This is a genomic window from Amycolatopsis sp. cmx-4-54, assembly GCF_046548895.1.
In the GTDB taxonomy this organism is placed as follows: Bacteria; Actinomycetota; Actinomycetes; order Mycobacteriales; family Pseudonocardiaceae; genus Amycolatopsis.
This window is the reverse complement of the sequence record NZ_JAEBEJ010000006.1, coordinates 482,630-502,833: the sequence shown is the minus strand read 5'-3', so window position 1 is coordinate 502,833 and position 20,204 is coordinate 482,630. Positions and strand designations below refer to the sequence as shown.

The 20,204-nt window shown below is 69.0% G+C and carries 17 protein-coding genes; 11 read left to right on the top strand and 6 right to left on the bottom strand.

Going from position 1 to position 20,204, the window contains the following annotated elements:
* Nucleotides 1-450: 450 nt before the first annotated feature.
* Entirely contained in the window at nt 451-1,137 is a 687-nt protein-coding gene (locus ACLJQ7_RS23015; RefSeq protein ID WP_410650217.1) for a M23 family metallopeptidase, read from the top strand.
* A gap of 692 nt (nt 1,138-1,829) precedes the next feature.
* On the opposite strand, the gene pcrA is transcribed toward ACLJQ7_RS23015, so the two are convergent.
* Nucleotides 1,830-4,235, bottom strand: a complete 2,406-nt coding sequence (pcrA, locus tag ACLJQ7_RS23010; protein ID WP_410650216.1) for a DNA helicase PcrA — start codon at nt 4,233-4,235, stop codon at nt 1,830-1,832.
* 90 nt (nt 4,236-4,325) lie between these two features.
* Between pcrA and ACLJQ7_RS23005 the strand changes: the two genes are divergently transcribed.
* The 7 genes from ACLJQ7_RS23005 (at nt 4,326) to ACLJQ7_RS22975 (ending at nt 11,359) form a co-directional block, all read left to right on the top strand.
* Complete coding sequence (locus tag ACLJQ7_RS23005) at nt 4,326-4,745, top strand: DUF1707 domain-containing protein (protein ID WP_410650215.1); 420 nt, start codon at nt 4,326-4,328, stop codon at nt 4,743-4,745.
* Nucleotides 4,746-4,912: 167 nt separating this feature from the next.
* Entirely contained in the window at nt 4,913-5,200 is a 288-nt protein-coding gene (locus tag ACLJQ7_RS23000) for a chorismate mutase (RefSeq protein ID WP_410650214.1), read from the top strand.
* Between the two features lie 222 nt (nt 5,201-5,422).
* Nucleotides 5,423-5,728 (top strand): hypothetical protein, encoded by a 306-nt coding sequence (locus ACLJQ7_RS22995; protein ID WP_034304453.1) that lies wholly within the window; start codon nt 5,423-5,425, stop codon nt 5,726-5,728.
* Between the two features lie 338 nt (nt 5,729-6,066).
* The gene (locus tag ACLJQ7_RS22990) at nt 6,067-7,362 is read left to right on the top strand and encodes a hypothetical protein (RefSeq protein ID WP_410650213.1); all 1,296 of its coding nucleotides are present in this window, start codon (nt 6,067-6,069) and stop codon (nt 7,360-7,362) included.
* Between the two features lie 255 nt (nt 7,363-7,617).
* Nucleotides 7,618-8,463: a hypothetical protein gene (locus tag ACLJQ7_RS22985; RefSeq protein ID WP_410650212.1), complete on the top strand. Its 846-nt coding sequence runs from the start codon at nt 7,618-7,620 to the stop codon at nt 8,461-8,463.
* A gap of 219 nt (nt 8,464-8,682) precedes the next feature.
* Complete coding sequence (locus ACLJQ7_RS22980) at nt 8,683-10,302, top strand: serine/threonine-protein kinase (RefSeq protein WP_410650211.1); 1,620 nt, start codon at nt 8,683-8,685, stop codon at nt 10,300-10,302.
* Nucleotides 10,303-10,315: 13 nt separating this feature from the next.
* Nucleotides 10,316-11,359 (top strand): serine/threonine-protein kinase, encoded by a 1,044-nt coding sequence (locus tag ACLJQ7_RS22975; RefSeq protein WP_410650210.1) that lies wholly within the window; start codon nt 10,316-10,318, stop codon nt 11,357-11,359.
* A gap of 1 nt (nt 11,360) precedes the next feature.
* Here the strand turns inward: ACLJQ7_RS22975 and ACLJQ7_RS22970 are convergent, their stop codons facing one another.
* Both ACLJQ7_RS22970 and ACLJQ7_RS22965 read right to left on the bottom strand, forming a co-directional pair.
* Nucleotides 11,361-12,029, bottom strand: a complete 669-nt coding sequence (locus tag ACLJQ7_RS22970) for an alpha/beta fold hydrolase (protein WP_410650209.1) — start codon at nt 12,027-12,029, stop codon at nt 11,361-11,363.
* Nucleotides 12,030-12,099: 70 nt separating this feature from the next.
* Nucleotides 12,100-13,032: a LysR family transcriptional regulator gene (locus ACLJQ7_RS22965; protein WP_410650208.1), complete on the bottom strand. Its 933-nt coding sequence runs from the start codon at nt 13,030-13,032 to the stop codon at nt 12,100-12,102.
* 102 nt (nt 13,033-13,134) lie between these two features.
* Between ACLJQ7_RS22965 and ACLJQ7_RS22960 the strand changes: the two genes are divergently transcribed.
* Complete coding sequence (locus tag ACLJQ7_RS22960) at nt 13,135-14,076, top strand: DMT family transporter (protein WP_410650207.1); 942 nt, start codon at nt 13,135-13,137, stop codon at nt 14,074-14,076.
* Between the two features lie 77 nt (nt 14,077-14,153).
* On the opposite strand, the gene ACLJQ7_RS22955 is transcribed toward ACLJQ7_RS22960, so the two are convergent.
* From ACLJQ7_RS22955 to ACLJQ7_RS22945, 3 genes are read right to left on the bottom strand one after another with little or no spacing between them, the layout of a single operon-like run.
* Nucleotides 14,154-14,522 (bottom strand): DUF4345 domain-containing protein, encoded by a 369-nt coding sequence (locus ACLJQ7_RS22955; protein WP_410650206.1) that lies wholly within the window; start codon nt 14,520-14,522, stop codon nt 14,154-14,156.
* Nucleotides 14,523-15,230 carry a response regulator gene (locus ACLJQ7_RS22950; RefSeq protein ID WP_085939730.1) on the bottom strand — a complete coding sequence of 236 codons (708 nt, stop codon included), beginning with the start codon at nt 15,228-15,230 and terminating at the stop codon, nt 14,523-14,525.
* A 7-nt stretch (nt 15,231-15,237) separates the two neighbouring features.
* Nucleotides 15,238-16,593, bottom strand: a complete 1,356-nt coding sequence (locus tag ACLJQ7_RS22945; protein ID WP_410650205.1) for a PspC domain-containing protein — start codon at nt 16,591-16,593, stop codon at nt 15,238-15,240.
* Between the two features lie 1,914 nt (nt 16,594-18,507).
* Here ACLJQ7_RS22945 and ACLJQ7_RS22940 point away from each other — a divergent pair.
* On the top strand, nt 18,508-19,779 hold the full coding sequence (locus ACLJQ7_RS22940; RefSeq protein ID WP_410650204.1) for a PspC domain-containing protein: 1,272 nt from the start codon (nt 18,508-18,510) through the stop codon (nt 19,777-19,779).
* Nucleotides 19,772-20,005 (top strand): hypothetical protein, encoded by a 234-nt coding sequence (locus tag ACLJQ7_RS22935; protein WP_410650203.1) that lies wholly within the window; start codon nt 19,772-19,774, stop codon nt 20,003-20,005. Before ACLJQ7_RS22940 ends, ACLJQ7_RS22935 begins: the two co-directional genes overlap by 8 nt.
* Nucleotides 20,006-20,204 lie beyond the last annotated feature (199 nt).

Sequence of the window (20,204 nt, the reverse complement as noted above, 5' to 3'; positions counted from 1 at the left end):
TTTCCCTCGTTTGCCTCCTTTCGGCCTTCCGGTACCCCCGAATGGCCCTCTGATCTTGTAACGCAAGTCACACGGTTGTGAGTAAACCTCCTCTAACTTTGGGTAATTTTCACTGGACAACGGCCAGATCGCCGTCGCCCGTTCGGCCGAGAGCGCCGTCAGATCTTGCTGATCGGGGTGCCGCTTCGTTACTGTCCCGGGGTCCCCATTACAGTCAGATCACGAATGAGAGCACCGAACGAACCACCCCCGAGGTCGTTCACCGGGATCCCCCGCCCGGGCTCTTGATCCGACTCCCCGAACATGGAAGGCCCCGTCTTGGCTTCACACCGCTCCCCCGGCGGCCAAGCTCCTTCCCCGGCGCTCGAGAACGCACTCGATGGTGCGGTCGTTCGCGTCCGGGGCTCGCACCGCCTGTCGCCCCCGTCCTCGGCCCTTCGTGGTCGTGTCGTGGTCGCAGCCGTCGCTGCCGGCGCCTTCGCGGCCGCCGCTGCCGGGCAGACCCTGAAGTCCGTTTCGGAATCCTCCGACGCCGCCGTCACCCCACTGGCCAGCACCCAGGACGCGAGCGCTTCGTTCGCCCTCGGCGGCGGAGCCGGTGGTGGCGCCCCCGAACTGCTTCCGACGAGCCAGCCGGCGAACGCCTCCGCCGAAGCCCAGAAGCTCTCGGAGAACAACAGCATCACCCAGGCCCGCGTCAAGCGTGAGGCCGAAGCGGCCCGCAAGGCCGAAGAAGAGGCCAAGCGGCCCAAGACCTGCATGCCGACCAAGGGCAGCTTCACCTCGGGCTTCGGTGCCCGGTGGGGCACGAGCCACCTCGGCATCGACCTCGCAGCCCCGATCGGCACGCCGATCGTCGCGGCCTCCGACGGCACGGTCATCGAAGCGGGCCCCGCCAGCGGTTTCGGCCTTTGGGTCAAGGTCCAGCTCGCCGACGGCACCGTCCACGTCTACGGCCACATGAACTCGTTCTCCGTCCGCGAGGGCCAGAAGGTCAAGTGCGGCGAGGAGATCGCCGAGGTCGGCAACCGTGGTCAGAGCACCGGCCCGCACCTGCACTTCGAGGTGTGGCAGAACGGCACGAAGAAGATCGACCCGCGCCCGTGGCTCGCCGCCCGTGGCGTGAACGTCGGCTGATCGAGCCGCGGCTTTCCTTTCACCACACCGTTTCACCACGCCGGTGACTCCGCCCGCGATGAGGGCGCGCCGGGCAACGACGCTCTGGTGCGCCTTCAGGACCTCCGCTTTCCCCCTCCGAAGACATCGGCTTCGCGGACAAGGGGAAGCGTCGTAGGCCGTCCGGCCAGGAGCATCTGTGGTTTTACGGGCTCTCAAAGCCTCACGCGACGCCGCCGGGCTGCTTCCTGACGAAGTACCCCACGGCGATCTGCCAGACCGTGCAGAGACCCGCCGGGCGCCGTTCGATCGGCCGCCATCCGGCGAAAAGTCCCCGAGTGAGATTTCGGCACCCGGCTGGCCGCGGCCCGAACAGCCATCGCCGCGCGTGACCGCATACGACACACCGTCCGGCCCCGTCCGGTTCGTGCGTCCGCAATAACGCGCGCCAGGCCGCGACCAGCCTGAGCACTTCCGGCGGTTCCGGACCCCGATCCGTCCCCGCCCCTTCTTCAACACCCCGCAAGTACTCGAGTACCCCACTCGAGAGAACCCCAAACAAGACCCCGTCCACACCGTGCGCCCCCTCCTCGTGATCGGGGCACACCGGCTCGTCCAGCCTACCCCAGCGCATCGAACTCGTGTTCGATGACACAGGTATACGGGAGGGGTCCGACAGTTTTCGCGAGCGGCGAAGAAACCGCAGGTCAGAGCTAGAGTTTGACCATCGGGACGCTGCCGATGAGCATCAGCCGGACCTTGCCGGCGGCGCCGAAGTCGATCGTCGCCGTGGCACGGGGGCCCGCGCCGTCGCAGGCGACGACGGTCCCGAGTCCGTACTTGTCGTGGCTGACCCTGTCGCCGACGTCCAGTTTGAGCGCGACGGTGTCCTTCCAGCCCTTGCCGAACGGGCTCGTGCCCGCCGACCTCGAAGGCACCGAGCCACCGCCGCGGCTCCCCCAGGTCGTCGCGGCCCGCGGCGATCCACCCGACGAACCGAAGCCGCCGGAGGAAGAGGAAGGCGCGAGCCTGCGCCAATCGACCAGATCCGCGGGCAGTTCGTCGAGGAAGCGCGAGGCCGGGTTCATCTGCGGCTGGCCCCAGGCGGAGCGCACCATCGAACGGGAGACGTACAGCCTCTTCCTCGCCCGCGTGATCGCGACGTAGGCGAGCCGGCGCTCTTCGGCGAGTTCGGTCGGGTCACCGAGCGCGCGCATATGCGGGAAGATCCCGTCTTCCCAGCCCGTTCCGAAGACTACCGGGTACTCGAGGCCCTTCGCGGTGTGCACGGTCATCAACGTGACCACGCCCGCGTCGTGCCCCTCTCCGTCGTCGCCGCCGTCGGGCGACGGGACCGAATCCGCGTCCGCCACCAGCGAGACCCGCTCCAGGAACGCGGGCAGCGAGCCCGGCTCCGGCACCCCCGGCTCGGCCTCCGGCAGTTCGCCGTCCGGGCCGGCGACCTCGGCGGTGAATTCGGTGAACTCCCGCGCGACGGTGACGAGTTCCGTCAGGTTCTCCACCCGCGACGCGTCCTGCGGGTCATCGGACTCCTCGAGTTCCGTGCGGTAGCCCGTGCGCTCCAGGACCGCTTCGAGGATGTCGGCGACTTCCGCGCCGCTCTGGACGACGTCGCCGAGCTCGTCCATCAACTCGACGAAACCGGTGATCGCCTTGGCGGAGCGCGGGTTCAGCAACGGCACCTCGCCGTCGACCGCGCCGCGCAACGCCTGCGCGAACGAGATGCGCTCGCGCTCGGCGTACGTCGCGATGACCGCTTCGGCGCGGTCGCCGATGCCTCGTTTGGGAACGTTGAGGATACGGCGCAGGCTGACCGTGTCCTCCGGGTTCGCCAGCACCCTCAGGTACGCGAGCATGTCCCGGACCTCGCGCCGTTCGTAGAACCGCACCCCGCCGACGACCTTGTACGGCAGGCCGAGGCGGATGAAGATCTCTTCGAAGACACGGGACTGGTTGTTGGTGCGGTAGAAGACCGCGACGTCGGAATAGTCCGCTTCGCCCTTGTCCGCCAGCGCGTCGATCTCGCCCGCGACGAACGCCGCTTCGTCGTGCTCGTTGTCCGCGACGTAGCCGACGATCTTCTCGCCGTCACCGGAATCGGTCCACAACCGCTTCGCGCGCCTGTTGGGGTTTCGCGCGATGACCGCGTTCGCCGCGTTCAGGATCGTCTGGGTCGAGCGGTAGTTCTGCTCCAGCAGCACGGTCCGCGCGTTCGGGAAGTCGCGTTCGAATTCCTCGATGTTGCGGATCGTCGCGCCGCGGAAGGCGTAGATCGACTGGTCCGCGTCACCCACGACGCACAGTTCGGCGGGCTCGATGCCCGCCTCGTTCGCCTCGGTGCCGACCAGCTCGCGGATCAGCGTGTACTGCGCGTGGTTCGTGTCCTGGTACTCGTCGACCAGCACGTGCCGGAACCGCCGCCGGTAGTACTCGGCGACGTCCGGGTACCGCTGCAGGAGTTCGACCGTCCGCATGATGAGGTCGTCGAAGTCGAACGCGTTGGCCTGGTTCAGCCGCCGCTGGTACTCGACGTAGACCTCGGCGACGCGGCGTTCGAGGTCGTTGCCCGCGTCGGCGACCGCCGTCTCCGGATCGATCAGTTCGTTCTTGAGGTTCGAGATGTGCACGGCCAGCGTGCGCGCCGCGTACTTCTTCGGGTCGATGTCGAGATCCCGGGCGACGAGGGTGATGAGCCGCTTCGTGTCGTCCGAGTCGTAGATCGAGAAACTCGACGACATCTCCAGCGTTTTGGCCTCACGGCGCAGGATCCGCACGCACATGGAGTGGAACGTCGACACCCACATGGCGTTCGCGCGGCGGCCGACGAGGTCGCTCACCCGCTCCCGCATCTCCGCGGCCGCCTTGTTGGTGAACGTGATCGCCATGATCTGGCCGGGGTGCACGTCCCGTTCGGCCAGCAGGTACGCGATCCGGCGGGTCAGCACCCGGGTCTTGCCGGAACCCGCGCCCGCGACGACCAGCAGCGGCGAGCCCGCATGGGTCACGGCCTCGCGCTGTGCCGAATTCAGGTCGTCGAGCAGGTCCGAGTGCCGAGGCTTGGCCGGACCGTCCGCTGGGAGATCGAAGAGGGTGTTCATCGCCGGTCCACGCTACAGCGCCGGGCGTAGGCGGTGTTGCCGCCTGCCGTCCGACGCGCGAGCGGTGTTCGCGGCGGAGGATCGGATGCCATGGACACCAACGGAATTCCCTCCCGGCTCAGGGCAGCCGACACCGACCGGGAGCGGGTCGTCTCGCTCATCCAGGCCGCCGGCGGCGAAGGCCGTCTCACCCTCGAAGAAGTGGAAGAGCGGCTCGGCACCGTGTATTCCACCAAGTACACGGACGAGCTCGCCGCGCTCACGGCCGATCTGCCGAAACCCGTGCCGAAGCGGCGCCTGGTCGTCTTCGGGCATCCGGCGGTGCGGATCCATCTCGCGGTCGCCGTCGTGCTTTCGGTGCTGCTGATCGTCCGCTGGACGGCTTCGGGGGTGCCGTTCTTCTGGCCGGCGATGCCGATGTTCTGGCTGGCCATGAGCGTCCTCGTGCACGCCCGCGTCCGCGGAGCGCGCCGCCGCTTCGAGCCGGAGGAGGGTTTCGCTGTGGCATAATGAACCGCATGCGGCATGTGACGCGATTTTTTTACGGGACCCGGACTCCGGCTCCCGTGATCGCATAGTGCCGAAATGCCATCACCCGAAGCCCCGGAGTCCACGGACCCCGGGGCTTTACGCTGTTCCGGGGGCCAGCAGGGAATCCGGACCGAAGAGAGGTCCCGATGAGCACCACACAGAAGCCGGACGCCGACGAACCCACCGCCACCGCCGAAGAGATCGATGAGCTCCGCAAGGAGATCGACTTCCTCGACGGCGAGATCCTGCGGCTGGTCAAACGCCGCGTCGAGGTCTCCAAGACGATCGGTGCGGCCAGGATGGCCGCGGGCGGCACCAGGATCGTCTACAACCGCGAGATGGACGTGCTGGCGCGCTACCGCGAACTCGGGCCGGAGGGACGGCAGCTGGCGATGGCGCTGCTCAACCTCGGGCGGGGCAGGCTGGGGCGGTAAGCGGTAGCAAAGGTCCCTTGCTCCCACGACGCACCCGGATCGCGGTAGCAAAGTCCCTTGCTCCCACGACGCACCCGGATCGCGGTAGCAAAGGTCCCTTGCTCCCCCGGATCGCGTTCAGCGGGCCGAACGCGATCCGGCCACGTCACGATCCTGTGCCGTGAGACGAAACTCAGGGTGTTCCCCGAGCCATGACGGCCCGGGACAGGGCAAACTGGACACATGATTAACCTCATCGCCGTGATCATCGCGATCGCCGGTGTCCTGGCGGCATTGGGCCATCTCGGTTATCTCGCCATGCTGAACAACGCGGCGGGTAAGCGCGCGGGCGGCACCCCCATCGCCCAATACGTCAAGACGCGCTGGCCGATCGCGGCGGGTACCACGGCCGCGTCGCTTTTCGCCTGGCTGCTCACGAGTGGGGGAACGACCCTCGACGTCATCGCCATTTTGCTTGCAGCGGGTAGCGGGATCACGGCCACGAAGGCCCTGCAATCGACCCAGCAGAAGTACCGCAGCGGCAACTGAACGGCTTCACCAGCCCCGATAGCACTCCGTAACGTCACCAAGGCCCGTTCGGCCGCGCCCGACTGAGTGAAACATCTGCAACTTGCAGACTGGGTGAAGACTTGCGGGTGTCGAACTTTTAGTGTGGACCTCGTGTGGACCCTTGCGTCTGGGTCGGGCGATGCCCGCATGGCGCGCGGGGGCGATGGCCCCGCGCGCCCCCAGTCGTATGCGCGTGCATTTGCTCACGAGACTGCTTGGGAGTCTGCAAGCGAGGGATCCCGTGAACCCGCTGCTCCGTTCGGCTTAACCGGCGTCACATCGCCGTCAGGGCCGGCTCGTGAGGGGGTCGCTCGGACATGAACGGCTGGGCGGAACACCAGGGACGGGACGACGCCACGCAAGCGGGCCGCCACCGGGCGGGAAGTACCGAAGGCTGGACTCCCGCCGTGCCACCGCGGCGCCGGCGCCCCACCGGGCACGGGCATCACGCGCACCGCGAGGTCGCCCCACCCTCCACCGGTTCCCTCCCGCTTCCGCCACCGCGGGCCAGGAGGGCGCCGAGCCCCGGCTACGCCCCATCGAGCGGCCGTCTGCCGCTCCCCCAGCCCGCTCGCGAGGTCACCGTGGAGCACCCAGCCCACCAGGCCCGAGTCGAAGTCTCGTTCACCGATCCTCCCGTGGAAGAACGGCGCGCGAAGGCCGCTCAGCGCACGAAGGTGACGCTGACCGCCCCCGCCCCCCGCCGTCCCGAGCCGATCGAGATCGACGACGGTATCGACGATGATGACTGTGTCGACGGTGTTGAGAGTGTCGACGGTGATGACTGTGTCGACAGCGACGTCCGCGTCTACCTCGCCCCGCCGGTCGACGGTCTGAGCACCTTCGACCTCGGTACGGTGCCCGCTTCGGTGACGCCGCCCAAGACCTGGCGCAAGGCCGCCTGGTTCGCGGCGGCCGCGTCCGCGCTGGTCGTGGTCGGCCTGCTCTTCGCCGGTTCGTTCCTGGTCGGCAAACCGCTGCCGGAGCAGCAGAGCCAGGGCGGCTGGCCCGGATACCGCGGTGGCAGCCCGCTGACCCAGGACGGTCTCGCCGGCCATCCGGCCACACCGCCGCAGGGCGGCGCGGCGGGCAACCCGTCCGAATCCGCGTCCGAGTCCTCCACCGGTGACGACCGCAGCTCCGCCAACTCCGGCACCCCCTCGGACGACGAAAGCGCCGGGACCGGCTCGTCGCGGCCCGACTCCGGCGGACCGGCGACGTCCGGGCGGCCCACGCCGTCGTCGAGCGACCGGCCGCAGAAGCCGCCGGTCGTCCCGGCCAACCGCACCACCACACCGGGCCCCTGGTACGCGTCGCAGCCGGACGCGCAGGCGATGGGCGACAACACCGAAGTCTTCCTCAACTCGGTCACCACGAACCCGCAACAGGCGTCCGCGGTGACCTCCGGCGGCCTGCGCGAAGAAGGCGCGGAGGGCCTGCGGGACCGCTACCGCGATGTCGCCTACTTCGAGGTGAAGAAGGTCAGCATCGACCAGCGCCGCGGGGTCACGGTCAACACCGTCGAGGTCACGCACAAGGACGGGACGAAGACCATGGAGCAGCGGACGTTCACCTTCGGCGACGACGACAAGATCGTCGACGACGGCATGTAGGCGACCACGCACGTGCAAGTGTCCTGTTCCTCTGCACGTGCGGTGCGCTGAGCGGTCGTCCCTGGTCCGGGTGGGTGACCTAAGCTGCCGTTCGTCGTATCGCGACGGCATTCCGGCGATGGCCCCTGGCCGTGGACCGTCCGCACAGGGTTACCTGACGACTGCAGGGTCCGCACCGTTCAGAAGACGGCCGCGCGGACCAAAGGCATCGGCCGAACGGCCCAGCGCCTGCCCCGGACCAGAGCGAGGAATTTCGTGCTTGATCGACAGCGCATACGGCGTGAGGACGCCGTACGTGTCGAGGACGTCATCCCGGAAGAGATCCTGAACGACACCCGCGTCGACCGCGAGTATCTGGAGCAGGTCTTCCGAGAGCCGCAGAAGTTCGTTCCCGCGCGCACCCGCGTAGAGCGGTCGCCGCGGCCCGAACCCGAGGTGGACGAGCCGGAGAGCCGGGCCGCCCGGCGGGCCAAGCTGGCCGGTCTGGTCGCCGCCGGACTCCTGGTCGCGGGCGCCGTCGTCACCGCGGGCGTGCTCGCGGGCGCGCAGCCGCAGGGCACCGTGCCGGGTGCCGCCGCACCCGAGGTGATGAGCGGAGCCGCCGCGCTCGGCGGGCTCGCCGTCCCGGACTCCACCGAGCCGCAGCACAAGCACGAGACGCCGACGCCGTCGGGCACCACCACGACGCCTCATCGATCTTCGGGCACCGGCTCGGGTTCACTCCCGCCGCAGGGTTCGTCGTCCAGCAGCACCAGCTCGCAGCCCGCCGTCAAGCCCGCCGCGGTCAACACCGCGGAGGACAAGATCGACGCGGTCCGGAAGTTCTACCAGACCGTCGACGCCGACCCCTACGGCGCGATGTCGCTGGTCACGCCGGTGCTGGCCAAGTCCGAAGCCGGTCGGCTGATCGAGGCGTGGAGCGCCATGGACGCCATCCAGATCCAGGACATCCGGGATCAGGCCGACGGCACCATCCTCGCCGTCGTGACCATGCGCAACCCGGACGGCGGCCTCCTGCGGGTCACGCAGGTGCTCGAATTCGCCGACGAGACCTCCGGCCTGATCACCGACGCGCGACTGTTGTCCGCGCAGCACATGTGACGGACACCGCGCGTGCAACAGCCCTCCACCCAGGGCGATCAGAGTGTGCCGCGTGTGTGTGCGCAGAGTGAGCGCCTAGCCTTGTCACGAGTCGGTCTCGGAAAAGCCGGCACACAGACCACTACATGTGCATACGCTCCAACGCTGTGGCGTGCCGAAGGCCGCACCGCGCACGCGGACGATTCCGCGTCGTGAAGACGGAGCCCAAAGGGAGGTCGCGTGAGCGACGAGGGTCGCCTGGTCGCCGGTCGATATCGCATCGCCGGGCGGATCGGCACGGGCGCGATGGGGGCCGTGTGGCAAGCGCACGACGAGGTACTCGGCCGCACGGTGGCGATCAAGCAGTTGCTTCTGCAACCCGGTCTTGAGGCTCACGACGCCGAAGACGCCCGTCAGCGCACGATGCGCGAGGGGCGGATCGCCGCCAGACTGCACCACCCGAACGCCATCTCGGTGTTCGACGTCGTCACCGACGACAACGGCCAGCCGTGCCTGATCATGGAGTACCTGAACTCCACCAGCCTCGCCCAGGTGCTGCAGGAGGAGCGGACGCTGCCGCCGACCGAGGTCGCGCGGATCGGTGCGCAGGTCGCGGCGGCGCTGACCGAGGCGCACGCGGTCGGCATCGTGCACCGGGACATCAAGCCGGGCAACATCCTGCTGGCGCCCAACGGCACCGTGAAGATCACCGACTTCGGCATCTCGCGGGCGAAGGACGACGTCACGGTCACGAAGACCGGGATGATCGCCGGAACCCCCGCCTACCTGGCGCCCGAAGTGGCCATCGGCGGCGACCCGGGCCCGGAGTCCGACGTCTTCTCACTCGGCTCGACGCTCTACGCGGCCTGCGAAGGCCAACCGCCGTTCGGCCTCAGCGAGAACACGCTGAGCCTGCTGCACGCGGTCGCGGCCGGGCAGATCATCCCGCCGCGTCAGTCCGGCCCGCTCGCCAGCGTGCTGGCCGTACTGCTGCACCCGGAGGTGCGGCACCGCCCCACCGCCGAAGAGTGCGAAGAGCTCCTCGCCGCCGTCGCGCGGGGTGAAACGCCGCTGGGCGGCCCCACGGACGACACCGTGCTCGCCGCCCCGATCGCGGGCGCCCTCGCGGGAGCGGGCGCGACCCAGGCGCTCGACAGCGAGGCCGCCGGTCACTCGGGCTCGCTCCTCGACGAACAGGCCGCGGCCGGGTCGTACTACGACGACGAGGACGACTACCACCAGCCGCCCGCCTCGGGCTACCCGGAAGACGACTACGACGGGTACGACAACTACGACGAGACGGCGCTGCTGGCCGAACGCGGCCACCCCGGCGGCGGCCCGGCGCCGACGCGCGCCGTCCCGATCCCCGCGGGCGACTACGACGATCCGTACGACGACGATTACGACGACCCGCCCCCGCCGCCGCCCACCCGCGCGCAGACCAGCCCGGTGGACGAGGACGACGACGAAAAGCCGGGCGCGTGGAAGAAGCCCGCGATCATCGGCGGTGTCGTGGTCGTGGCGCTGGCCGCGCTGGGGTTCTGGCTGCTGAGCCCGAACAACCCGGAGACGCCCGCGCAGGTGGGGAACTCGTCGACGAAGCCGACGCCGTCCGCGACGTCTTCCGCTCCGGAGACGACCGACACGCCGACGGAGACGGAGTCTGCCGAGCCGCCGAAGGAGACGTCTTCGTCGAAGAAGACGACGAGCCGGGCGACGCAGCCGCAGGAGCCGGACCCGCCGACGCCGACGAAGACGCCGAGCAAGACTCCCTCGAAGACGCCGACTCTGACGACACCGACCACGCCGACTACGCCGACGACCCCGACCAGCCAAACGGGCGAGCCCGGCGGAGCATGATCCGAGGCTGCAATTGAGTTCTGAAGGTTCCATCGTCGGCGGCCGATACCGCCTGGACCAGCCCATCGGGCGCGGCCGGGCAGGCATCGTGTGGCTGGCGTTCGACACCCGCCTGCTGCGCACGGTCGCGATGAAGCGCATGTACCTGCCCGTCGGCCTGCCGCCGGACCGGGCGGAGCAGGCCAAGGCCGTCGTCGTCCAAGAAGGCAAGGACGCGGCCAAGTTCGAGCACGCCACCGCCATCAAGGTGTACGACGTGCTGCCCGACGGGGCGGACGTGTGGCTGGTGATGGAGTACATCCCGTCCCGCGGGATGGCGACCTTCCTCGCCGAGCACGGCAGGCTGACCGCGGAACAGGCCGCCGGGCTGGGCATCGTGCTCGGCCGCGCGCTGGCCGCGATGCACGAGTCCGGGGTGGTGCACCGGACCGTCGAGCCGGGCACGGTCCTGCTGGCCGACGACGGCGGCGTGAAGCTCACCGACATCGGCATCACCGGCGGCGGTCCGAGCCCCGCGTACCGCGCGCCCGAGGTGGCACGCGGCGAACCGGCGACTTCGGCGTCCGACGTGTTCTCGCTGGGCGCGACGCTGTACACGGCCGTCGAGGGGGTGCCGCCGTTCGGTGAGGACGGCGAGTCCTCGGAACGGCCACCGCAGACCGCCGGGCCATTGGCGGGCGCCCTGCGCAAGATGCTGCGGGCGGAGCCGGACGCGCGGCCGACGATGGCCGACACGGTGCGCTCCCTGAACGCGATCACCGAGGGACGGCAGACGGCGTTCATCCCGCCGACCGCGCCCGCCATGCCGACGGTCCCGGCCTCGATGCCGATGCCGATGCAGCAGGCGCCGCAACAGCCGGTTCCGCAGTTCCCCCAGCACCAGCCGCAGCAGTATCAGCCGCCGCAGCCGCAGTACGCGCCACCGGCGCAGCAGTACGCGCCCGCCGCGCCGGTGGCGGCGAAGTCGCGGGAGACCCGGAAATGGCTGATCATCGCGGGTGCCGTGGTGGCGGCGATCCTCCTCGGTGTGCTGTTCGCGGAGCTGTTTTTGATCTGATTCAGAGCCGTTCGAGGACCAGCGTCGCCAGTTCGACCGGACGGCTGAGGTACGGGCTGTGGCTCGCCCGCCAGGTCACCGTCGTGTCGCAGCGCGCGGCGCAGTGGGCCACCAGTTCCGGTGCGAGCGCCCGGTCTTCGGTGCAGGCGATGTACGTGCTCGGCGTGTCCTTCCACGCCGAGCCTTCCGGTGACTCGTCGAAGATCGTCACCGGTTCCGGGCGCAGCAACGCCGTGGCGCGCTCGGCGACGGCGTCCGTGCAGTCGGCGTACATGGACTCGCGGACGGCGGCGAGATCGAGGTGGGTCAGGCCCGCGTCGTCGAAGGTCAACGGCACCTGGTCGGGTTCGCGGCCGGTCTCCTCCTTGATCCGTTCGATCCAGTACTGAGCGGTTTCCCCTGGCTCGCTGACGATCGCGGCCAGATAGATCAGGTGCGAAATCCCCTGAAGCCCGCCGGCGGTGAGCCCGCCGAAGGAATGCGCGAGCACCACCGGCGGCTCGGCCGCTCGGTCGACGAGTTCCTGGACGGTCCGGGTGGTTTCGGCGATCGGACGGCCGCCGAGGTCGGGGACGGTGACCTCGGCGCCTTCCCGGCGCAGGTGCTCGACGACGTCGTCGAAATGGGCGGGCTGGTGCCAAGAGCCGTGCAGGACGATCAGGGGACGCACGGAGGTCCTTTCTCTGGCGGGATTCGTGGCTTCCTGCCAGGTTGTCGACCGCCCGTGCGACTGTTCAAGCTCAGCCGGTTTTCGTGCCCACTCGGCCAGTCCCGCTTACCTGTCCGGCCCCTTCGCGGATCGCGAGGAGGAACCGTCGCACCGCCGGGTGTTCCCTGGCGTGCGCGGCCACGGCGGCGTGGATGGACCGCACCGGATCCGGCCGCCGGACCTTCCGGATGGCGACGCCGGGATGCGGGGCGCCGAGGCCGAGTTCCGGGATCAGCGCGACACCGAGCCCGGCTGCCACGAACCCTTGTGCCGTCTGGTAATCCTCGGATTCGACGACGTGGTTCGGGGCGAATCCGGCCGCGCCACAGGCGTCGAGCAGGATGTCGCGGCAGGCGCCGGGGAGACCGTCGACGCCGACCCACGGATCCTCGGCGAGTTCACCGAGATCGAGGACGCGTTTGCGGGCGAGCCGGTGGTTCTTCGGCAGGATCGCGCGGTACGGATCATCCAGCAGGTGGACGTATTCGACCCCCTTGACCCGGGGGGTGCTGCTGGGGAGCACGATCATCGCGACGTCGGCCTTGCCCGACTCGATCTCGGGCATCGAGTCGTCGGGCTCGACCAGTTTGAGGTCGAGGCGGACGCCCGGGAAGTCCCGGCGCAGCGCGGCGACGGCCAAGGGCACCAGCGACGCGCCGGCCGTGGCGAAGTAGCGGATCGCGAGCCTGCCCGTGCGGCCTTCCTTGAGTTCGGTGAGCGCGGCTTCGGCCTTCGCGAGCTGGGTGCTCAGCGTTTCCGCGTGTTCGGACAGCAGCGAACCGGCGGGTGTCGGCCGCACGCCGCGACCGACACGTTCGAGCAGTTCGACGCCCGCTTCCCTTTCCAGGGTGGACAATTGCTGGCTGATCGCGGAAGGTGTGTAGCCGAGATTCCGGGCGGCGGCGGTGATCGACCCACTGCTGATCACGGCTCGGAGGACCTGCATGCGGCGGACGTCCAGCATGCCCCGATCTTACAGTTCTTCTTAAGGCTCCCTGCAGTTATTTTCGCTTGTCCTTACGCGTTGGCGCGGCGAAGCTGGGCCAGGCACTTAAGGAGGACTGGGGTGGGCGAGACGAAGACCCTACTGCGGATCGGCGCGCTGGCGCTCATGTGGGGATCGAGTTTCTTCTGGATCAAACTGGGGCTCGCCGCGTTTTCGCCGGTGCAGCTGGTGCTGGCGCGGGTGGCGCTCGGCGCGGCGGTGCTGATCGGGCTCTGCTACCTCGGCCGGGGCCGGCTGCCGTCCGGACGGCGGATCTGGGGACATCTGGCCGTCGCGGCGTTCTTCCACAACGCGCTGCCGTTCCTGCTGTTCGCGTGGGGTGAGCTGACCGTCGACTCCGGGATCACCGGGGTGCTGAACTCGACGACACCCCTGTGGGTGCTGCTGGCCGCGCCGATGATGGGCGCGCGGACGAAGATGACCGCGGTGCGGATCGCCGGGCTCGTCGCCGGGCTCGCCGGGATCCTGCTGATCTTCGCGCCGTGGGAGGCCTCCGGCCTGCTCAGCTGGGGTGCGCTGGCGTGCCTCGCGGCGGCCGCGAGCTACGGATTCGCGTTCGTCTACGAGGGCAAACACCTCACCGGTACCGGTGACTCGCCGCTGTCGCTGGCCGGCGGACAGATGCTGCTGGCGACCGGGTTCCTGCTGCTCGCGATGCCGATGGGCGGGTTCGAGCCGATGAACCTGAGCACCGGCGCGGTCGTCGCGGTGGTGATCCTGGGGATCGGGTCGACCGGGATCGCGTTCGCGCTGAACTACCAGCTCCTCGCGAGCGAGGGCGCCGTCGCGGCGTCGATCGTCGGCTACCTGCTGCCGGTGGTTTCGGTGCTGCTGGGGGCGGTGTTCCTGGCCGAGCCGCTGAACCTGCGGGTGATCGCCGGGATGGTCGTCGTGCTGGGCGGGGTCGCGCTGACCCGGCTCCGCCCGAGGGAGCAAGGGACCTTTGCTACCACTCCGCAGGTCGAGCGCCCTTTGGCCGCCGCCGGGGAGGCCGCGCCCTGACCTGCGTTTAGCGGGCTAATCGTGATGCGGTGGGGCCTGGGGGCTCGCCGGATCGCGTTTAGCCCGCTAAACGCAGGTCAGAGGGTCGCGACGATGAGCAGAGCGGCGAGAACGATCTCGACCCAGAAGTAGAGCCAGCTCGGATAGAACCCTTCGGGCCGCTCCGCGAACCGCGCGACCAGCCGCCCGAAGGCCATCCCGGCGAGCGCGACGGCCACCGCGATCGCGGCGCCCCGCTGGATCCCGCCGACGTCGAAAGCCGCGAACCCGAGCAGTACCGCGACAGCCACACCGAAGCCGCCGTACACCGCGCGCACCTCGGTCCGCGCCGTCACCGACTCCAGCGAAATGCCGAACGGCCGGATCAGCCGTTTCGGCGCGACGAGCCCGAGCAGCCCCATGCCCAGGAAGAACACGCCCACCAGGCCGATGAGAACGGGCGCCATCTAGACGAGACGCCGGTCGGAAGCCCAGCGCGAAAGCTCGTACCGGTTCGAAAGCTGCGTCTTCCGCAGCACGCTCGACACATGCGTCTCGACGGTTTTCACCGAGATGAACAGCTCGGACGCGATCTCCTTGTACGCGTACCCGCGCGCGAGCAGCCGCAGCACGTCGCGCTCCCGCGGCGTCAGCAGGTCGAGGTCCGGGTCGCTGATCGGCGCGGAACCCGGCCGGTCGGCGAACGCGTCGAGCACGAACCCGGCCAGCCGCGGCGAGAACACCGCGTCCCCGTCCGAGACCCGCACGACGGCGCGCACGAGTTCCTTCGACGAGATCGTCTTCGTGACGTACCCCCGCGCCCCCGCGCGGATCACGGCGATCACGTCCTCCGCGGCGTCGGAGACCGACAGCGCGAGGAACACGACGTCCGGCAGTTCCGGCCGGACCCGGCGCAGCACCTCGGCGCCGCCGCCGTCCGGCATGTGCACGTCGAGCAGCACGACCTGCGGTTTGGTCCGGGCGATCCCCGCGACCGCTTCGGCGACCGAGCCCGCCTCACCGACCACGCGGACGTCGTCGGTGATCGAGTCCAGTTCGGTGCGCACACCCGCGCGGAAAAGCGCGTGGTCGTCGACGAGGAAGACCTTGACCGGCTCCCGCGTCTGCTGGTTCTCCGTCACGATGCTCCCTCGCTCGCCCTGTCCCGTGAGCATAGCGACCTCACGCCGCGCCCTTCCCCGCCTTGACCGGCATCTCCAGCTGGACCTCGGTTCCTTCACCCGGTGCGGTACGAAGCTTGAGCTTCCCGCCGTGCCGCTCCATCCGCCCCCGGATGGAATCGGCGAGCCCGTGCCGATCACTCGGCACGACGTCGGGATCGAACCCCTTGCCGCGGTCGCGCACGAAGACCGTCACCGCCGTCGGCTCGACCTCGGCGTACACGCTGACCTCGTCGACCCCCGCGTGCTTGGCGGCGTTGACGATCGCTTCGCGCGCCGCCTGGACCAGCGCCGTCAGTGGCTCGTTCAGCGTGGCCTCCCCCACGACGACCTGCTGCACCGAGATCGCGAACGCGTCCTCGACCTCGCCGCACGCGGCAGCGAGCACTTCGGACAGCTGACCGCTGACGGCCTCTTCCTCGGTCTTCTTGTTCTTCCCGTACCCCGACGGCCCGTACAGCCAGCCGCGCAGCTCCCTTTCCTGACCGCGCGCGAGCCTCGCGACCTCGCGCGGCGATTCCGCCTGCTTCTGGATCAGCGCCAGGGTCTGGAGGACCGAATCATGCAGATGCGCGGCGATCTCAGCGCGTTCGTCGGTGCGGATGCGGGCCATGCGCTCGTCGGACAGGTCGCGGACCAGGCGCAGCCAGAACGGGACGGTCAGCACGGCCACCCCGAACAGCGTCGCGATGACCGCGACCAGCGCGAACTTGACCTGGTCGATGCTGCCGCTCTCCAGCACGACGACGCCGATACCGGTCATCACCAGCGCCACCCCGGCGACCACGCGGATCGCGGCCGACCAGCCACCGCCGCCGAGGAACGCCGTGGCGACACCGCCCTTGGCACCGAGGCGCCACCGGCGGCGTTGCGACTCGTCGGCCTCGCGCCAGACGACGGCCGCGCCGATCATGGCCAGCGCCAGCGGAATGGCGACCCAGCCGCTGATCAGGCCGGTGAGCGTGCCGCTGGCGACGGCGAGGCCGACACCCAGCGCCATGAGGCCGAAGGCCTGCTGCTTCTCCTTCGGCGCGGATTTCTCCGGCTCGACCTCGCCGGATTGCTGCTGGACGAACACCCAGAGCAGGCCGTACGCGAGAAGACCGGTGCCGTTCAGCGCGGCCAGCAACGCGAACGCTGTCCGGACCCAGAGCACCTTGACGCCGAGGTGGTCGGCGAGACCGCCCGCGACACCCGCGATGGCGCGGCCGGACCGGCGGCGATACATCTTGGGCGGCTCGAACGGTGCCGGGGACAGGCTGCCGGGAACGGGCACCGGAGGGCGCTCGATGATCGTCGGCTTCACCTGTTCGGCGAGGTCGGTCGGGGCGGGTTCCTGCACGTTCTCCATGGTCACACGGAGTTGGGGTACCGATCCATCCGGGAAACCCCTGACTCTTCCCGCTGGGGGAAGCTCAGCTTCACCTGCCGACTTCAGTCCGGCGGGCGTCCGGAACGGCTTCGTCGCCGGCACGGCGGCCTTCGCGAGGTCAGTCGTGATGCTCCCATCCAGAACGAGCCGGTCAATCACGAGCGGGCCGTCGCCCTCGCGGGTTCGACGGCCTTTTCAGCCAGAGGGCCCCGGCATAAAAGTGAGACCAGGCGACCCTCGCTATACCGGGTCGCCTGGCCTTTCTGTAGTTCCACACCAGCGCTCGCGAGCGCTCGGAGCCCGCCTATGGCGCAGTGCCTTCTTCCCCTGCCGCCGGGAGACCGACAGCGCCGAGCCTGCGCAGGGCGGCCGGTGTCGTCTCAGGCACGATCGCGGCGTGCGTGAAAGAGTGCTGGTCCGGGCACACGAGTGTCGCGTCCGCCAAGACGGTCAGCGGAGCCGTCGCGCCGCATTGAGGGCAGGCAATCGGCCGCATTGCCCCACCCTCCGCGGCGATGTCGATCCCGTTCACCTCACACGAGCTTCCCGGTTCCTTTTCAGGGCCACCTGACCGCGGGGTTTCCATAGCTTCACCGTACTTGACAACCACACCGGCTAGACACAGGCGGGCTTGGCGGTGCGCCAAAAGTAGTCACGACCGGGCACCTTGACCGAACCATAGTAACAATCATTCGCGAACCCAGACATTGGGCACCTTTGATTGTCCCAGGCTCGGAGGTGAAGGTCTCCGAGAAACGAACCAGGCCGGTATTCAGCCCGCTGACCTTGAGTTGCGACGGACCGAATCTCGAACCACTACGGTTATCGAACCACACCGTGGCCGGAATCCCGGGGCCAGTACTAACACAGACAAGTGAGTTGTTCAAGCTCGGAATAGGGCTGCATTCTTGGGCGTACGCGGGTCACCAGTTCTCGCCGGAGCCTTGCTGACATCGACCGGCGCGTTGACCTCGCTTGGCGTGGCAAGCGCTGCCGGAGCGAGCGAGAACATGGCGCCAGCGGCAAACACTCCAACCAGCAGCCGCCTGCGAACTCCGACATGTGAATTCTGCATCATTCCCCCTGAGAACTGATACATCATCGAGCAACGACTTAGTCAAGTAAGTCACAGCTACCCCGGCAGGCTACCGCCGGATGATGGAAGGCTCGAAGAGAAGTAGACGACAAACGACAGCAGGTACTTGAAACTGAATACCCATAGGGTAATTACGAATCCCGCACTCTCCACAATTTCGACCAGCCGATTCGTGATGGATAGGGGCGTCATGCCACTCCAGTTCACCCATGCGTCCGAAGCGGTTCTTCGCGATGTTGAGGTTGAGCATCCCGTTGGGGTCGCCGTTTGTCATACCCGCGAGGCCAGGGAGCTTCGGTTGAGCTGTGCGGTCACGACCACGGCGCGGTAGTGAACGAGGTCTACGTCTACAAGTCGCGGTTCATCCGGCCGTGGCCGAAGGCCGACTGCAACAGGGTATGGACGTGAAGCGCGGAAAGACGAGCGTTGCACACGCCACCCGCGTTCACGACCGACCTCGCTGAAGCACTGGGAATGCTGCCACGAAGGCAAGCGCCACCCATCTCTCTCGATCACGCGTGAGTACGTCCAGTAGACCCAGAGTCCGCGCAGGCCCGTGTCCTGGTCGCCCTCGGCGAGCCGCAGGCCCTGAAGGCCGTGGGACCGCGCGGGGCGGACCCCGGCGACCAAACCCTCCCGAAGTGTCTTCCGATGAGACCGCCTGACCTGGGCGAATGACTCCCAGAAGTGCCCACCGACTCCACAGTGCTCCGAATCACGTTCCCCCGCGCTCACGATCTCGGGGGAACATCAGGGACGTTCCCGGATGTGGCGAGGGCCCGCCGGGGCGCATTCTTTGTGGCATGAGTGGGAGTGAGACACAGGTTCCGAAGCGCGGCCCCGCGGCCGGCTTCGAGGAGACCGTCAAGGATTTCTGGCGGAGCAGGCCGGTCCGCCCGGTGGCGGGCCGCAAGTTCGCCGGCGTCGCCGCGGGCATCGGCTACCGGTACGGCATCGACCCGACCGTGGTCCGGGTCGCGCTGGTCGCCGCGACCGTGTTCGGCGGTTTCGGCGTCTTCGTCTATCTGCTGGGCTGGCTGTTCCTGCCGCGGGAGGGCGACCCCGTTTCCGCGTTCGAGGGCCTGATCGGCCGGGGCCGCGCGTCGAGTTCGCCGGCGTTCGCGGTACTGCTGCTAATCCTGCTGTTCCCAGGTCTCACCTGGACCTTGAGCGGCGGCTGGATGACCGACGGCACCGGACTGATCGGTTTCGCGCTGCTGGCCGTCGCGCTGTACCTGCTGCACCGCAATCGCGGTCAGTTCAACCGGCCGACGATGCCCGCTCCGGCTTATCCGACGGCCGCGTTTTCGATGGCGTCGGCGTCGGCGGCCTCCACCTCGACGGCCACCGAGGGCGGCTGGGACCCGCTCGCGGCCGACCCGTCCGCTTGGGATCTGCCGAACGCTTCGCCCTCCGGCGGGCTGCCGCCGCAGACTCCTCCGCCGCCTCCCGCGCCGCCGGCGCCTCGCGGCCGTAAGTCGAAGATCGGCGCCGCGACCTTCGGGATCGCCGTGCTGGTGGCCGGGGTCGGCACGGTTCTGGGCCTGGACGGCGAGGCGTGGTTCACCCTGCAGCACGTCATCGGGCTCACCCTGGGTGTGGTCGGCATCGGGCTGGTGGCCGGCTCGTTCGTGCGGGGCGGTCGCGGGCTGATCGGGCTGGCGGTGCCGCTGGCGATCGTCGGGATGGCGCTGACCACGGTCCCGTTCGAGAACTTCTCTGTGAAGGGCGGTGTCGGCGACCTGCGGGCGACGCCGAGCCAGGTGTCCGAGGTGCTGCCGGAGTACCACCGCTCCGCAGGAAACATCGACGTCGACCTGACCAAGCTGCCCGCGGGGGCCTCGGTGACCACGAAGGTCTCCAACGGGGCGGGCAACTCGACGGTGCTCGTGCCGGCCGGTGCCGAGGTGAAGGTCTCATGCGAGACGGGAGCGGGCGAGGTCGACTGCCTCGGCCAGTCCCGTTCGGGGGTCGGCGAGGACACCGTCGACTTCACCTCGCCGGGCGACAACGGGCAGAAGATCACTGTGAAGGTCGAGAACGGTGTCGGGAACGTGGAGGTGCGTCGTGGCTGAGTACGACTACGACAACGCGCAGACTCAGTCGTCGCAGCCCGCGAAGCGCGGAGTGGACGTCTTCACCCTGATCATCGGAATCGCGACGCTGCTGGTATCGGGTTACGTCCTCTCGGACGGCTCCTCGTGGCTCCCGCAGTTCGACTTCCGGTGGGTCATGGCAGGCGGGGCGATCTTCGTCGGCGTCCTGCTGCTCGCCGCTTCGCTACGCAAGAGCCGCCGCTAGCGGCGCCGCTCACGCTCCACCCACTCCGAAGGCCCCGGCCCCTCGCCGGGGCCTTCGCCTTGCTCCCACCCCCAGCGCACGACCTGCGTTTAGCCCCCTAATCGCGATCCGGGCCGCGCCAGGTGCCCACGGGCCACCGACCTGCGTTTAGCGGGCTAAACGCGATCCGGTCGCCTGGGTGCCCAAAGGCGGCAGATCG